Source organism: Brucella pituitosa, from assembly GCF_965577835.1.
Classification (GTDB): domain Bacteria; phylum Pseudomonadota; class Alphaproteobacteria; order Rhizobiales; family Rhizobiaceae; genus Brucella; species Brucella pituitosa.
Genome location: NZ_OZ264093.1, coordinates 915,670 through 930,457 on the forward strand (window position 1 = coordinate 915,670; position 14,788 = coordinate 930,457).

The window sequence follows — 14,788 nt, forward strand, 5'->3', positions numbered from 1 at the left end:
TATCAGGAAATACGATCCATGCCGTCTCTGTTGGGAATTGATAGCGGACTGACCGTCACCAAGGCCGTAATATTCGACGTTGATGGAACGACGCTTGCCGTTGCCCGCCGCCGCGTACCTCAATATTTTCCAAAAGCTCGTCATGTTGAGCGCGATATGGATGAATTCTGGAATGCGACTGCGGATGCAATTGTCGAAGCACTCGCAAAAAGCGGACGCCCTGCCTCTGATATTCTCGCCATTGCCACAACCGCGCACGGCGACGGTATCTACATGCTCGATAAGGATCGCCACCCGCTCGGCAAAGGCATTCTGTCGCTCGATAGCCGTGCCGTTGACGTGGCCGAACGCTGGGTGAGCAGCCCTGTTGCTGAACAGTCGATTGCGATCACCGGTCAGTTACCACACGCTTCGGCTCCCTCCGCTATTCTGGCCTGGGTCAAGGAAAACGAGCCGGAACGCTATGGGCGCATCGGTCATGTGATTGCCTGCAAGGACTGGCTGCGCTTCTGCCTGACGGGCGAAGTCGGCACTGATCGCACCGAGGCATCGACGTCTTTCACTGATTACGAAACGCAAGACTATTCCAAAGACGCGCTCAAACTTTTCGGCCTCGAAGCACTTTGGGATGCGCTGCCTCCAATGTCGCGCTCGGATGAAATCGTTGGAGGGGTCTCTCAGGAATGCGCGAGCCGAACCGGCCTTGTTGCTGGAACGCCCGTTGTTGGCGGCCTGCATGATGTGACGGCCTCGGCGCTCGGTGTTGGCGGTCTCAAGATTGGCACAGTTGCGGTCGTGGCTGGCACCTATTCGATCAATGAAACGCTGTCATCCAAGCCCAACGTCGATAAGAGCTGGTTCTGCCGCAATGGCATTGCACCGGGCGAATGGAACAACATGTCCATTTCGCCTGCTTCCACCGCAAATTACGACTGGTTCCTCGATAAGCTCTGCCCGGCGGAACGTCGTGAAGCTGAAGAAACCGGCCGTTCGATCCATGACATGCTGCGCCCGGAAATTGATGCCGCACTGGCCAAGCCTTCAACCGCGCTGTTCCATCCCTATCTGTTCGGCTCGCCCTACGGTGCGATGGCGAGCGGCGCGTTCTTCGGACTTCGCGGCTGGCAGGAACGTGGTGATATGCTGCGCGCAGTCTGGGAGGGCATTGCCTTCAATCACCGCATCCACGTCGACCATCTGAAAGACGGCTTTGAAATTTCTGCAGCGCGCCTGACTGGTGGCGTTTCGCGCAGCCCATCATTCGCGCAGATGTTTGCCAATGTGCTGGGTATGCCGGTCACAGTGACCGATACGGATGAAGCGGCAGCATGGGGCGCCGCACTTTGTGCGGGCAAGGGTGCAGGTGTTTTCTCTGACGTTTACAGCGACCCGCGCGATCTTGATGCGATTGGCCGAACTTATGTTCCGGATGCCACACGCAGCGAGCAATATGAAAAGCGTTATGCGTTGTTCAGGGAAATCGCCGCTGCGATGGGGCCAATCTGGCCGAAAATTGACGCGCTTACAGATTGAAATACAGCGAAGACAGTGAAATGAACGATTTCGTAAATAGTGCCCATATGAAGAACCGCATCAGCCAGCTCGAAACTGATGGTGTTGACGTGCTCATTCTGGGGGCGGGCATCAACGGCGCGGGCCTTTATCGTGATCTGAGTGAGCAGGGCGTGAGCTGTTTCATCGTCGATAAAGGCGATTTTGGCTCCGGCACGAGTGCGGCCCCGTCGCGCCTTATTCACGGCGGTCTCAAATATCTCGAAACCGGTGAATTTGGCCTCGTGGCGCAATCGACGGTCGAGCGCAATATCCTGCTGAAAAACGCGCCGCATAATGTCCAGCCGCTACCGACCTTCATCCCGGTTTTCTCGTGGACCAAGGGTATTCCCGCAGCGCTTCGTACCCTGTTCGGCTCAACGACCGCACCACGCAGCCGTGGTGCAGTTCTCATCAAGATCGGCCTTGGTCTTTATGATTATTTTGGTGCGCGTGAACGCGTTATGCCAAAGCATAATTTTCTCTTCAAGAAGAGTGCCTTGAAGGAAATGCCTTATATGACACCGTCTATCGTTGGTGGTGGCATTTATTATGATGCATGGGTGAGTAAGCCAGAACGTCTGGTTTATGAGCTTGTCAGTGATGGCCTGAAGGCTAATCCGAAAAGTGCGGCAGCCAATTTCACGGCAATTGTTGCAGCCAACGACGGCGCAGTAAGCTTTGAAGGGCCGGATGGCGCGACTTTCTCGGTTAAGCCGAAGATCGTTATCAATGCGGCTGGTCCGTGGATCGATCATGTCAATGCGGCGCTTGGTAAAGAAACCAAGATGATCGGCGGCACCAAGGGGTCGCATATCCTCATTGATCATCCCGAGCTGGTGAAGAGCCTCAAGGGCCGCATGATCTATTTCGAGGCGGATGATGGTCGTATCTGCCTTGTCTATGATTATCATGGTCTTGCGCTGGTCGGTTCAACCGATATTCCGGCGAACAACCCTGATGAGGTTTTCGCGGAAGACAAGGAAATCGATTATTTCATTGAAAGCCTGCGTTCGCTGCTGCCGAAGCTGAAGTTCGATCGCAGCCAGATCGTTTACACCTATAGCGGCATTCGTCCGCTGCCTGCGTCCAATGCGTCGGAACCGGGGCTGATCAGCCGCGATCATTCCGCACCGGTTATTGAGCCGGATACAGGCCGTCCGTTCCCGATCATTTCGCTGGTTGGCGGCAAGTGGACGACGTTCCGTGGCTTTGCGGAAGAAGTGGCAGATACGGTGCTCAAGCGGTTTGGCCGCGAGCGTCTCAAATCAACGCGCACTTTGACCATCGGTGGCGGCAAGGATTATCCGGCGGACGACCGCGCACGCGCCGCTTGGGTGGCGAAACACGCCAAAGAAACCGGGCTTGGTGCTGAACGAGTCGAGACACTTTTGCAGCGTTATGGCACGACGGCCTTGCCGATCATTCAGGATGAGGCAAAGGTTGGTACTACACTTCTGCCCGATACGGACAGCGTCAGTCGAGCGGAAATTGCGTGGATTGCGCGCAATGAGCTTGTCGTGCATCTCTCCGACGTGGTTCTGCGGCGCACGACGCTGGCGATTGACGGCGCGCTGTCGAGTGCCAATCTTGTGGCAATTGCCGATATTCTTGCAGTGGAGTTTGGCTGGGATGCTGCTCGGAAGGCGCAGGAGCTGGAACTGGTAATTGCCGAACTTGGCAAGCGCCACGGCATGAAGCTCGGAAATACTCCAGCGAAACGGCGCTAACGCATTCAAATCAAATTGATAAACGCCGGTGATTGGAGCGCTGATCTGATTGAACCAGATTAGCGCTCTAATCATTTGTTTTAACGCGCATCTTTGTCCGAAAACCGTTTCACACTTTTCGGGATGCGCTCTAGATCGGCGTTTTGCTATTTCTTTGCCATGTCATGGCGCTATCTTATGTTCGGACAGGAGAACGCTATGGAAATCAAAAGAAATGGATCTGTGCCATCCGGTGTTGGCCCGGCAGACTGGTTCACGGGCAAGGTTCGCATCGATCCTTTGTTTTCGCCCAATGATGCGCGGCGTGCTGCAGCTGCAACAGTGACATTTGAGCCGGGTGCTCGTACTGCATGGCATACACATCCGCTTGGTCAGACACTGATTGTGACCTTTGGACTTGGCCTTGTTCAGCGTGAAGGCGGCCCGATTGAAGAAATCCGCCCCGGCGATGTCGTCTGGTTTGAGCCAAATGAAAAGCATTGGCATGGTGCGTCACCAAAAAATGCGATGACCCATATTGCCATTCAGGAGCAGCTTGACGGTAAAGTCGTAGATTGGATGGAGCATGTGACGGACGCTCAATATCCGAGTGTCTAAATGAAAAAACGGGCCATTGGCCCGTTTTTTAGATCACGCTCAACTGCACGCCATAAGGTGGCAAAGTTATTGTCTTGCCACCTGCAATGACCACATCCTGTTCATGTGGTGTAATATTGACCAGCCAGATATTCTCTTCTACTGCCATTGCCAGAACGTCCGATGGACGCGAAGACTGGCACAGCCTGAAGTTTTTCCCGGTAAGCTGTGCAAGCACTTTTACAGCGTTGAACAAAGGGCGCTTTTCACCGATAGCGACGGGTTCATTATCATCCGCAATAAGCCCGAACGGGCCGGTGAGGGCTGAAAGCGTCAGGCTATCAAGGCCAGCATTCAGCACCGATATGGCATAGGCCAATGCGAAGCTTTCCGCGAACTTCCCATTATGGCGCGGATCGCGATTGGCCATAGCGATGCGCTTGCCATTCGGGTTTTCCATCGTCCTGCTGCCATAAGGGTTCTGGCGCATGGGGATGGTCGACGGCCCGATGCGATAGGGCTTGTCGCCGTAGATAGCCCGCACCGAACGGGTGATGAATGGCAGCGCCTCCAGTGTTTGCATAACGCTCAGATCATCAGCGGCATGAACAATTGGACTGCTGCAATGGGTGACGAAATCAATAAGCTTGCCCGGAACGCGCTTGCGATTAAGTTCGGTGAAATAGCTCAGCATTCCGCCGCCAAGCCGCGCATTCGGGAAGGCTGCTCTTGCTGCCGCATAGACATCTTCGAGCGGGGGGCAGGGTGGCCATTCGCTGCCGGGCGGTGTTGACTGCCGGTCTATAGCCGGTGAAACAATGATTGAATCCGGGGTAAAACCAGCCGCCTTCATGTCAGAAGCGATGGTCTTCGTCTCATCAATGAGCGGCTTCTCGCAAGGCAATGCAATTTCGAGCGAAACGCGCCCACTATGCTTCGCAGCCAAGGCTGCAAAATCGGCAAAGGCTGAACCTTTGTGCCCTGCCAGCGGATCGTAATGAAACAACAAATCCTGCGGGCCAATTTCCTGCAACAGATCAATTGCAGCAAGGCTTGCTTTGGCTTCTTCCGGTGTGATGATAATGCCGATACTCGGCATTCTGCCGCTTACATCACCAAGCGAGATGCTCACCGGCTCCGCAATCGTGCCCGCTTGTGATGCTGCTTTGCGCGTGTCGTGAATATTAAGCACGATGCGCTGATGCTGGGGTTTTTTGGCTTCGATCTGGTAAGGCCATGGCAGAGCCAGCGGACGTACATAGGTCTTGTAAGATGCATCGGACCAGTTGCGCTGATCTTCCATCTCAAACGTATCGCCTTCCATGCGGCATTCGGCCGTAACGCCGGGCATGGCCTCATGAGTGATCGCGCGCATGTCCTTGAAAGGCTGCCATGGTTCGATCAGATCGGGCAGGCGGGTGTTGTTGAGTGTACCGTCTACATGCTCGACGCTCACAGGTGCGCCTGCAACGCCGACGATTGGATGCAGGATGCAAAAGCCGCAACGGTTGGTTTCAAAGCCTGTCGTTGCATTCGCTACGGCATCGAAAGTGAGCGTGCCGCCAATCTCTGCCTGAATGCGAACATCAATGGTGAGTTGGGTCACATCCGGGCCTTCGCAACGTGCCTGATAGGTGACGATAAAGCCGCTGTCGTTTTGCTCGACATTCAGATCATGGATTTGCGGATTATAGGTTCCCCAGTCGCGATCCCGCACCAGATAGGAAACAGCGCGCAGAACCTCGACGCCATCGTATTTGATGGTGCGAAGATTGCCGTCGCTTAAATCCAGGCCAAGCAAGCCCGCTTTTAGGCGCGTTGGCTGAGCTTCGACTTCTCGCGTTCCATAGAGCAGGAAAGGATCGACGTTGCTCATTTGAGCAGTGCCGTAATGTCGACGCGGTTGCCGCTTGCGGCACTGTCATAGGCGGCTTCGACAAGCGCGAAAGTCTTGAGATTGTCGGCACCCGATGTCGAGGTTTCTTCGCGAGTTTCCAGCTTGTCCACCCAATGCTGTTGAATGGCAAAAACGCTTTCCTGAATATTGTGCCATGGACGTGAGGCCCATGAAAGCAGTTTTGGCGAAACGTCGGAAACCGTGGTGCCGTTCGGCGTAATCACTTCAAGGCGATAACCCTGATAAAGCCGGATCGAGCCTTCGGTGCCGTCAATTTCAATGAGTGTTTCCGGGAAAGGATCGGTTTGGAGCTTGGTGGCGTAGCTCACATCGACAATGGAAGTAGCACCATTTTCATGGTCCATGAGAATGGTGGCTACATCTTCGCCCTTGATCTTCGGGTTCACACGCTTTGTGCGAGCAACAAGGCTGGTCACATCGCCCAGAATGAAGCGTGCAATATCAAGCGTATGAATGCCTAAATCTTCGATGATGAAGCGTTCGCCTTCCGCAAGATAAGGCTGGCCGGAGAAAACATCAAAGCCCGAGCGGAAGGAGAAACGTCCCCAGAATGGTGTGCCGATGACGCCACTGTCGAGTGCCTTGTGCACCGCCTGAATAGGCGTCTGCCAGCGGAAGTTTTCATGCACCATGAGCGGAATGCCTGCTTCATCGCAGACCTTCACCATGGCCTTTGCATCATCAAGCGTCTTGGCAAAGGGCTTCTGGCAGATTGCTGGCACCTTGTGGGCGGCAGCAAGTTCCACCAGAGCACGATGGCTTGAAACGGTGGTGGCGATATCGACAAAATCAATGCCGCCATCTGCAAACAGCGCCTGCGCATCTGTGTAGCGGCGTTCGATGCCGAACTGGTCGCCGACAATCTTCAGCCGCTCAGGATCGCGGTCGCAGATCGCCACAATCTCGGCACCTGAAACATCATTCCATGCATGCATCTGATTGATTGCGAAGAAACCACAACCGATGAGAGCGCCATTCAATTCTGCCATTTTTAACCCGCTTTTGCCATTTGCATGAGTGTAACGCGCTGCTGGAGGCGGCGCTGTGCCTGATCAACCACCACGGCAATGATGATGACAAGGCCCTTGATAACCATCTGCCAGAAGGACGATACGCCCATCATGACCAGACCGTCGGAGAGAATACCGATGACGAATGCACCGATGATTGTGCCGCCAATGGTGCCGCGCCCGCCCGACATTGAAGTGCCGCCGAGAACGGCCGCTGCAATGGCGTTCAGCTCGAACGAGTTACCCGTTGCCGGATGCGATGACATCAGTTCGGACGAGATGATAAGCCCGGCGATCGCAGCACAGAAGCCCGAAAACATGTAAACGAACATCTTTACGCGGTCGACGCGGATACCCGACATGCGCGCCGCACGTTCGTTGCCGCCGACGGCGAAAATCTGCCGCCCAAGCGGCGTGTATCGCGCGATATAGGCTGCGGCCAATGCGACGACGATCAGAATCCAGATCGATACCGGAAGACCGAGAATGCTGCCCGATCCAAGGAAGGCGAAGCCGGTTGTGCCCAGGTCTTCACGGCCCACGAGGTTCGGGAAGGTCTGACCGTCCGAGGACAGAAGCGCCAGGCCGCGCGCTACATAAAGCGTGCCGAGTGTCGCGATGAAGGGCGCAACATTCAGTTTGGTTATCAATAGCCCATTTATGAAGCCGACTGCGACACCAACAGCCAGCGTGATCAGCGAGATTTCGATGATGTTGAAATAGATCGTATAGCCGATGCCTAGATCGATACCGTAGATCAGAAGACCACCGGCAACCATGCCGCAAAGCCCGACAATGGAGCCGACCGAAAGGTCGATGCCGCCTGTGATGATGACGAAGGTCATGCCCATTGCAAGAAAAGCGTTAAGCGCAACGTGCTTCGACATCAGGATCAGGTTGGCGGCTGAAAGGAAGTTCGGTGCTGCGAATGAGAAGAAGATGAACACCGCAAAAAGCGCGATGAAGGTTCTCAGTTTCATCAGCGTCAGCAGGGCCGAGCCGCTGTTAAAGGTTGAGTCAGTGGCGGCCGTCGTCGTGTTGGCTGTCATGACGCGAGTTCCCTTGTTTGTTTGTTGTGGTCGTTGTCATGTGTGTGCCCGTGGCCCTTGGCCGAAGCGGCAACAATGTCGGCTTCCGTCGCTTTATCGCGGTCGAATATGGCGACCAGTTTCCCATTGCTGAGCACTGCGATGCGATCGGAGAGCGCCATGACCTCTTCCAGATCAGAGGTTGAAAAAAGAATGGATAGACCTTCGGCAGCAAGCCTGCGCATGGTGCGGAAGACATCGGCCTTCGCACCCACATCGATGCCGCGCGATGGCTCATCCATCAGAAGGACTTTCGGATTGGTCATCAGCGCCTTGCCGATGACGACCTTTTGCTGATTGCCACCTGACATCGAAGTGACTTCGAATTCGGGGTTTGGTGCCTTGATCGAAAGGTCTTTGATCGCCTGTTGAATGGCCTGCTTTTCACGCTTGGGCGTGATGTGGAAGAAGCGCGCCAAACGATCAAGACTTGCCAGTGTCAAATTGCTGGCAATCGACAAAATCTGTACCAGACCTTCGCGCTGACGATCTTCCGGTATGAGGGCAAGGCCGCGCCGGATGCGACGGGTCGTATCGCGTTCCTTCACTTGCCTGCCATCGATATAGATATGGCCGGTGGAGTGTCCATGCTGGCCCATCACACACTCGAAAAACTCGGAACGTCCCGCGCCCATAAGGCCGTAAATACCCAGAACTTCGCCTGCACGCACAGTCAGGGAGACGTCATCAACTGCAAGCCCGCCCGTCGCACGCGGCAGGGTGATGTTTTCAGCGCGAAACCGTTCTGCACCGATCTTGTGGGTCACAGGCTTGGCGAAGTCCTTGGCATCGGAGCCGATCATCGAACGCACAATCCATTGCGTATCGATATTTTTGATCTCTTCCTGGCCGGTGATTTTTCCGTCGCGCAGAACCGTGATGTAATCGCCAATCCGCATCAGTTCTTCAAGACGATGCGAAATATAGACGATTGCAACGCCCTGGCTTTTCAACTCGGCAATCACCTTGAACAGAATATCGACTTCGGCTGCAGAAAGGGCCGATGTCGGTTCATCCATGATGACGATGCGTGCATCGAGCGAAATAGCCTTGGCGATTTCGACAAGCTGCTGCTGACCGATTGGCAGATCGGCGACGAGCGTAGTTGCACTGATGCCTGCGTCAAGGCGGTCGAGATATTCATTGGCCTTGACGACCTGCGCCTTGTGATCAATGCCACGCAAACCGCGTGTGATCTCGCGTGTGGCAAAGATATTCTCGGCCACCGTCATGTTTGAAAACAGGTTCAGTTCCTGAAAGATCATCGCAATGCCGCGCTTCTGCGCGTCGGCAGGGCTGTCGAATGACACTTCCTCGCCATCGAGAATAATCTTCCCCATGGTCGGACGCTCAACGCCTGCGATGATTTTCATCAGCGTGGATTTACCCGCACCGTTTTCGCCGACAAGCACATTGACCGAACCACGGCGCAATTCAAGATTGGCGCGCTTGACCGCGACAATGCCTGAATAGACCTTCGAAACATCCTCAAGCTTGAGGACGATATCGTTTTTCTCGTTTAATTCCGTCTCCATGGCTTACTTCTCCAGAGAGATGGAAACAGGCGTCACAAGAGGAAGCTGGCCCTTCGATGGCAACGGGAAAGCACCTTCGGCCTTCACCTTCATGCCAATGAGTTCTTCGCGTGGCAGCTTGGACAATACGTCATCGTTGATGCGGGTGTTGAAAGCCTTGCCAAATTGCGCCCAGTCGATCTGATTGCGAAACTCGTTAAAATTCACAAAGGACAGGCTGTCACGGATTGCGCTGCCGCGAACGGTCGGCCCGATCTGCACGCGTGCATCGGCCTTGCCATCGCCATTGCTGTCGACATCGACATAGGCGGCACGTGACTTTGTTTCAGCGGCGACCACTGTGCCTTCAAGCCTGGCTGCAAAGGTCCAGGGGGCATTGCCCTGCTTTTCGCGATGACCGTATTTCGCTCCGGCTGCATCCGCATCTGTGTTTGCTGCCTGCATCACTTCATCAAGGGTTGCGGTTTTCTCGGTAAAAAACGGCTTAACTTTTGAGTCCCAAATGTCGGCAACCGAACGATCGGGATTGAAATTATCGCCGCGTGCTTCTGCGGCTTCTTCTGCTGTCGGCGTCTTGATGATTTTGCAACCCGAAAGCGCGACACCGCAGGCCAGCAGGATAATGGAAGCTGACTTCAGCACTGACATGAATTTATCCTCGGTATTAGGAGCATTTCGGGAGCGCTAACATTTGTCGGCGCTCCCGATGTCGCAAGCCTTGGGAGTTAGTCCTTCAAAGCGAAAGTTTCGAGCTTGTCTGCGTTGTCAGGATTGATGAGGACGCAGTCCATCAGCTGCTTTTCTTCAGCAGGGCCCTTACCGGTCTTGATGAATTCGTCAGCCTGAACGACAGCCATCTGTGCCTGAGCATAGGCTGGCTGAAGAACCGTTGCCTTAATGCCACCGGCCTTGATGGAGTCGCGGACATCGTTGGAGCCGTCGAAGCCGACAACGATGACGTCCTTGCGACCTGCAGCTTCAAGCGCTGCCCACGCACCCATGGCCATGGTGTCGTTGCCGGAAATCACACCTTTGATGTCAGGGTTTGCCTGCAAAATGCTCTGCATTTTGGAGAAGGCTTCGGTTTGGCTCCAGTTGGCCGACTGCTGCGCAACCATCTTCATGTCAGGATATTCATCGATGACGTCGTGATAACCCTTGGAGCGGGTGCCAGCGTTGAGGTCGGATTCGCGGCCGAGCAGCTCGACATAATTGCCAGCTTCGCCCATCAGCTTCACGAATTCTTCCGCGCCGAGCTGGGCGCCCTGATAATTGTTGGAGACAATCTGTGACACCGCAACGCCTGAGGCGTTGATTTCACGGTCGATCAGGAATGAAGGGACTTTGGCATCCTTGGCCTTCTGAACGGCGGCAATCGATGCTTCCGAGCCAGCATTGTCGAGAATGATTGCCTTTGCGCCACGACCGATGGCCGTATCGACGAGCTGCGACTGCTTGGTTGGATCGTCGTCATGCTGAAGGATCAGTGTTTCGTAGCCAAGTTCCTTGGCTTTGGCTTCAGCACCCACGGCTTCAGCTTTGTAGAATGGATTGTCGTGCGATGGCGTGATGATTGCAATCAGATCAGCGGCCCATGCTGGCATGACTACGCTGCCCGCCAATGTTGCCGAGACGGCTGCAATCGCAAAACCGCGCGCAATTGTCCTGCGTGTAAACTTCATATTTTCCTCCCAAATCAAGCCCCGTTTCCCAAGAGGCGGTAAAAAGGGGAAGGCGCATTACGCCCTCCCGGATAACGTCACGTAATGCGACGGATGCTTTCTGCGATTTCTTCCGGTTCGAAAACGTTCTTCCAGTCGTCGCGCATCAGCGCAGGAATGCCGAATTCGATTGCCTTGTTGCAGGCATCGGAGAATACGCCCTGGACTTCGCCAAAGATGACAGCGCCGAGAACATTCATGTGGCCGAGCAGGAAGTCGCGTGCTGCTTCTTCAGGAACGCCACGACGAACTGTTTCATCCATGGCCTGCTTCATGACAACCAGAAGCGAAGCTGCAACGGTTTCCGAAAGACCGGGCTCGAGAATTGCGAGTTGCTCAACGGTTACGCGATGCGAGCGCATCACTGGTGCCCAGATGACCTTGGCGATTTCTTCGCCCAGTGCATAAGCTTCTTCCGGACCCTGCATCAGAGCCGAAACGATGTGCTGCTTTGCAAACAGACCGCCGAAGTGGTCCTTCTTTGCCTGCATGTCCGTTTCGTCGTTGAAGATCGGCGGATGGCAAGGATGGGTCACGAAATAGGTGAGATCGGCGCGTTCTGGCAGATGGCCGGCAAATGGTGCAGCTGCGTCGAGTGCAACAACCATGGTGCCCGGCTTCAGCTTGTCTACGATGCCTGCTGCAACCTTGCCGATGATGGTATCCGGCACAGCCAGAATGACGACTTCCGCGCCTTCAAGACCCGCATCAACATCGATGGTATCGATGCCGAGGTCGTTCTTCAGGCGTGCCTTGCCTGCGTCGCTGACTTCGATGTGGCGTACGTCAAAGCGCGAACCTTTGAGGTTCTTGGCCAGACGGTAGCCCATCTTGCCGCCCGCTCCGAACAAAGCGATAGCTGTCATGATTGTAGTTCCTTCCCAGACTTTTGGTAGCGTAACTGGTATAACCAGTCAATGAGTATTCCAGATTCAAGCGGTCAGGCCGTCGCGAATCTGACTGAAATAACCGTCAGAACCGACCTGACCGCCCTTGAGGGCAATCTGGAGGCCGTTGGTGGCGGCGTGAGCGCCGTGCGCCGTGCAAAGCGGCGACCCCGGTGTTTGTGGAAGCGGCAAAAGCGTGGTGAGTGCATCGACATGCAATTCACGCAATGCGTGGCTCGAAGTGTCGCCGCCTGCAATGACTGCGCGGGTAAGCCTTTCGCGCTCGACAAGGCTGCGGAGGATGAAGCCGAGGCTGCGGGCCAGCTTGTGGCGGCTGCCTGCGATTCTGTCGATTTCTGTGCCTCGGTCAGCCGAAGGGCCAAGGGCGGTGTTGAGGATCACACTGTTGCCGTGCTGGAGCGCCTTCTGGCCGTCAGCAATGGCAGCTTCGATTGCCTGATTGCCGTTTTCGCCGAGAAGATCGAGCGGGTTAAGATCAATGCCGGTAAAGCCTGATGCCGTCGCGTGACGAATTTGACGTTCTGTCGTCGGTGAGACGCTTCCTGAAACGACCGCGATGCGGTCAGCCTTGCCGGGAAGCGGAAACTCTTTTTTCGCGCCGATCAGTCCGGCCTTGGCCCATGCGGCCAGAAGCGCATATTCAACACCCGACGAACCAGCAACGAACCAGCCGTCGCGGGAACGCAAACGCCAGAGCTGTTCGCCTGCCTGCAACTGGCTTTCATGGCTGTCGACGTCAAGCAACAACATGCCGTCAGCATTTTTGACAATCACGTTTACACGCTCATCCGCATCTGCAGCTGAAAGCGCTATGAGATCAGCAAGCACCGTTTTCAGTGCGGTCTGCTTTGTCAGATGCACGCGTAGGTCTGCTTCATGCATCGGCGTGACCGGATGGCGGCTCATGACGGGATGACGGTCGATACGATAGGTTTCGCCCTGATAGGCGGCAAAGAGATTGCCGAAAGATGTGTAACGCTTGAGCTGCGGCGCACCGACAATCAACGGCACATAGGCCTGATCGAAGATTGCTTTGCCGATTTCCACGGCCTTGCCGATATTGCCGATATGTGGCGCGGAATCAAATGTCGAGCAGACTTTGTAATGCGCAATCGCAGCATTCAGACTTCTGAGCCAGTTGAATGCAGGCGTGAGATTTTCCTGCATCCATTCCGGCGTTTCACTGCGGCTGGTGCCTGCAAGACCGATAGCCTTGCAGTGTGAAAAGCGCGAAAGAAGCGCTTCGTCCGGCACATTCATGAACAGCACAGTGTCGACGCCGTTGGAAGCCATGGCTTCCATAACATCGGTCGAGCCGGTGAGATCGTCACCGTAGTAGGACAGCAGCAGTTCGTTGGAAGCCTGTGACATTACTCGCCACCTTTCCCGAATTTTGCGAGCGAAGCTGCAAGTTCAGGATGGTCCGTTGCATAGGTTTCAAGCGGGATGCCCGCGACTGCTGCTTCCCATGCCTGTTGCACGGCGCGAACACCGGCTGCCGGGCCACCCGGATGGCTGACAATGCCGCCGCCGCACAGATAAAGCAGGTCTGTCGTGCGGCCCGTGCGCTCATAGGTTTCCGGTGCCTGTCCGCCCCATTGCCCGGAACCGGCGACAGGAAGCGGGCAATCGGCAGGCGTGAACAATGGCGTGCTGACGGCCTTGAACGAATTGACGAAACTTTCGTCCGGCTCCCAATATTTGACGCGGATGCCGTTGATCTGGAACTGATCGACGCCGAGCAGGCGCCAGAACTGCTGATAGACGCGGAAATCCATGCCGGCGCCCGGATTGCGGGTCAGAATATCCCAGCCATTGCGGTGGGCATGAAGCACGAGGCCTGAGCGCTTGCGCAAGAAGCTCATGCCGCCAAAGCCAACCGAGTTGATGTTGATCACGGCGCAATTGCCGCCAGCCTCTAGCACCATGTCGTGGTTGCGCATCATGACATCAGGATCAGCATGGGAGATGCCAAAGGCATACATGACCTTCTTACCGGTCTTCTGCTCGTGATTGAGAATGAGCGGCATGATCGCGGCGATGCGCTCTTTAAGCGGCGAGTAGGCCGGGCTCATCAGCTTTTCATCGTCCTTGATGAAATCGACGCCAGATTCGATCAGTTCGCCTACGAGTTCTGCTGTCTCATGCGGACGCAGACCGAGTGCTGGCTTGACGATGGTGCCGATGATCGGACGCTTTTCAACGCCGGTGAGACGGCGGCTTCCGGTGATGCCGAACTGTGGGCCGGGATGCGCGCTTTTGAAGGCTTCCGGTAGCTTCATATCGACAACGCGGATGCCTGTCATGCCCTTGATCGAATAGACGCCGCCAACGGCAATTGTCATCAGCGCTGCTAAATCGGTGCCGATAGCATCAAGCGGAAAGGCAATATCGACATCGGCGCGCTTGATCGGCCCGTGACCGGATTCAAGCTCCGGCCATGCAGGCACCGTTGCGTCTTCAAGCGAGCGAATATCGAGCACGCGTGCTGCAACCCGCGCCTTCAACTCTTCGGTTTCTCCTGGAATAGCGACGAAAGTGCCGGTCGACTGATCGCTCGCGATCTTGGCTGCCATCTGTTCGATGCTGCCGGTGGTCTCAATGCGATAGGTCAAACAGATGTTCATCGGAATTGTCGTCACTCACGGTTTTTGTTGCGCCTAGAATAAGCGCATGGTGTTTGAGTGCGAACTGGTATAATGAGTATTCCAATATCTGCAAGCGGAAAATTGTTAACCGGTCACGAGAGTG

At 55.3% G+C, this 14,788-nt stretch carries 12 protein-coding genes; 3 read left to right on the forward strand and 9 right to left on the reverse strand.

Going from position 1 to position 14,788, the window contains the following annotated elements; genetic code table 11:
• Positions 1–18 precede the first annotated feature (18 nt).
• The 3 genes from ACSME1_RS15435 to ACSME1_RS15445 all read left to right on the forward strand — a co-directional run bounded on the left by ACSME1_RS15435 (position 19) and on the right by ACSME1_RS15445 (position 3,878).
• Positions 19–1,533, forward strand: coding sequence for an FGGY-family carbohydrate kinase (locus ACSME1_RS15435; protein ID WP_105707556.1), 1,515 nt, complete (start codon positions 19–21; stop codon positions 1,531–1,533).
• A gap of 20 nt (positions 1,534–1,553) precedes the next feature.
• Positions 1,554–3,281 carry a glycerol-3-phosphate dehydrogenase/oxidase gene (locus ACSME1_RS15440; RefSeq protein WP_105707558.1) on the forward strand — a complete coding sequence of 576 codons (1,728 nt, stop codon included), beginning with the start codon at positions 1,554–1,556 and terminating at the stop codon, positions 3,279–3,281.
• Between the two features lie 198 nt (positions 3,282–3,479).
• On the forward strand, positions 3,480–3,878 hold the full coding sequence (locus ACSME1_RS15445) for a (R)-mandelonitrile lyase (protein ID WP_024900156.1): 399 nt from the start codon (positions 3,480–3,482) through the stop codon (positions 3,876–3,878).
• A gap of 28 nt (positions 3,879–3,906) precedes the next feature.
• Here ACSME1_RS15445 and apnL read toward each other — a convergent pair whose 3' ends face one another.
• The 9 genes from apnL to oiaX form a co-directional block, all read right to left on the reverse strand.
• The gene (apnL, locus tag ACSME1_RS15450; protein ID WP_024900157.1) at positions 3,907–5,733 is read right to left on the reverse strand and encodes a D-apionate lactonase; all 1,827 of its coding nucleotides are present in this window, start codon (positions 5,731–5,733) and stop codon (positions 3,907–3,909) included.
• Entirely contained in the window at positions 5,730–6,764 is a 1,035-nt protein-coding gene (locus tag ACSME1_RS15455; RefSeq protein WP_024900158.1) for a Gfo/Idh/MocA family protein, read from the reverse strand. The genes apnL and ACSME1_RS15455 overlap by 4 nt, the downstream gene beginning before the upstream one ends.
• 2 nt (positions 6,765–6,766) lie before the next feature.
• Positions 6,767–7,834 carry an ABC transporter permease gene (locus ACSME1_RS15460; RefSeq protein WP_010661025.1) on the reverse strand — a complete coding sequence of 356 codons (1,068 nt, stop codon included), beginning with the start codon at positions 7,832–7,834 and terminating at the stop codon, positions 6,767–6,769.
• A complete protein-coding gene (locus ACSME1_RS15465; protein WP_024900159.1) occupies positions 7,831–9,408 on the reverse strand; it encodes a sugar ABC transporter ATP-binding protein in 1,578 nt (525 codons plus the stop codon). The genes ACSME1_RS15460 and ACSME1_RS15465 overlap by 4 nt, the downstream gene beginning before the upstream one ends.
• A gap of 3 nt (positions 9,409–9,411) precedes the next feature.
• Positions 9,412–10,056 (reverse strand): DUF2291 family protein, encoded by a 645-nt coding sequence (locus tag ACSME1_RS15470; protein ID WP_024900160.1) that lies wholly within the window; start codon positions 10,054–10,056, stop codon positions 9,412–9,414.
• 77 nt (positions 10,057–10,133) lie between these two features.
• On the reverse strand, positions 10,134–11,090 hold the full coding sequence (locus ACSME1_RS15475; RefSeq protein WP_024900161.1) for a D-ribose ABC transporter substrate-binding protein: 957 nt from the start codon (positions 11,088–11,090) through the stop codon (positions 10,134–10,136).
• Between the two features lie 77 nt (positions 11,091–11,167).
• On the reverse strand, positions 11,168–11,995 hold the full coding sequence (locus ACSME1_RS15480) for a phosphogluconate dehydrogenase C-terminal domain-containing protein (protein ID WP_011982779.1): 828 nt from the start codon (positions 11,993–11,995) through the stop codon (positions 11,168–11,170).
• A 66-nt stretch (positions 11,996–12,061) separates the two neighbouring features.
• Complete coding sequence (locus ACSME1_RS15485) at positions 12,062–13,408, reverse strand: four-carbon acid sugar kinase family protein (RefSeq protein ID WP_024900162.1); 1,347 nt, start codon at positions 13,406–13,408, stop codon at positions 12,062–12,064.
• A complete protein-coding gene (oiaX, locus tag ACSME1_RS15490) occupies positions 13,408–14,664 on the reverse strand; it encodes a 3-oxo-isoapionate-4-phosphate decarboxylase OiaX (RefSeq protein WP_024900163.1) in 1,257 nt (418 codons plus the stop codon). Before oiaX ends, ACSME1_RS15485 begins: the two co-directional genes overlap by 1 nt.
• Between the last annotated feature and the right edge of the window lie 124 nt (positions 14,665–14,788).

What these genes read in the sequence shown, in the direction of transcription:
- ACSME1_RS15480 (WP_011982779.1), bottom strand. Translation starts at nt 11,995, where the DNA reads ATGACAGCTATCGCTTTGTTCGGAGCGGGCGGCAAGATGGGCTACCGT.
- ACSME1_RS15460 (WP_010661025.1), bottom strand. Translation starts at nt 7,834, where the DNA reads ATGACAGCCAACACGACGACGGCCGCCACTGACTCAACCTTTAACAGC.
- ACSME1_RS15435 (WP_105707556.1), top strand. Translation starts at nt 19, where the DNA reads ATGCCGTCTCTGTTGGGAATTGATAGCGGACTGACCGTCACCAAGGCC.
- ACSME1_RS15470 (WP_024900160.1), bottom strand. Translation starts at nt 10,056, where the DNA reads ATGTCAGTGCTGAAGTCAGCTTCCATTATCCTGCTGGCCTGCGGTGTC.
- oiaX (WP_024900163.1), bottom strand. Translation starts at nt 14,664, where the DNA reads ATGAACATCTGTTTGACCTATCGCATTGAGACCACCGGCAGCATCGAA.
- apnL (WP_024900157.1), bottom strand. Translation starts at nt 5,733, where the DNA reads ATGAGCAACGTCGATCCTTTCCTGCTCTATGGAACGCGAGAAGTCGAA.
- ACSME1_RS15485 (WP_024900162.1), bottom strand. Translation starts at nt 13,408, where the DNA reads ATGTCACAGGCTTCCAACGAACTGCTGCTGTCCTACTACGGTGACGAT.
- ACSME1_RS15455 (WP_024900158.1), bottom strand. Translation starts at nt 6,764, where the DNA reads ATGGCAGAATTGAATGGCGCTCTCATCGGTTGTGGTTTCTTCGCAATC.
- ACSME1_RS15465 (WP_024900159.1), bottom strand. Translation starts at nt 9,408, where the DNA reads ATGGAGACGGAATTAAACGAGAAAAACGATATCGTCCTCAAGCTTGAG.
- ACSME1_RS15445 (WP_024900156.1), top strand. Translation starts at nt 3,480, where the DNA reads ATGGAAATCAAAAGAAATGGATCTGTGCCATCCGGTGTTGGCCCGGCA.
- ACSME1_RS15475 (WP_024900161.1), bottom strand. Translation starts at nt 11,090, where the DNA reads ATGAAGTTTACACGCAGGACAATTGCGCGCGGTTTTGCGATTGCAGCC.
- ACSME1_RS15440 (WP_105707558.1), top strand. Translation starts at nt 1,554, where the DNA reads ATGAACGATTTCGTAAATAGTGCCCATATGAAGAACCGCATCAGCCAG.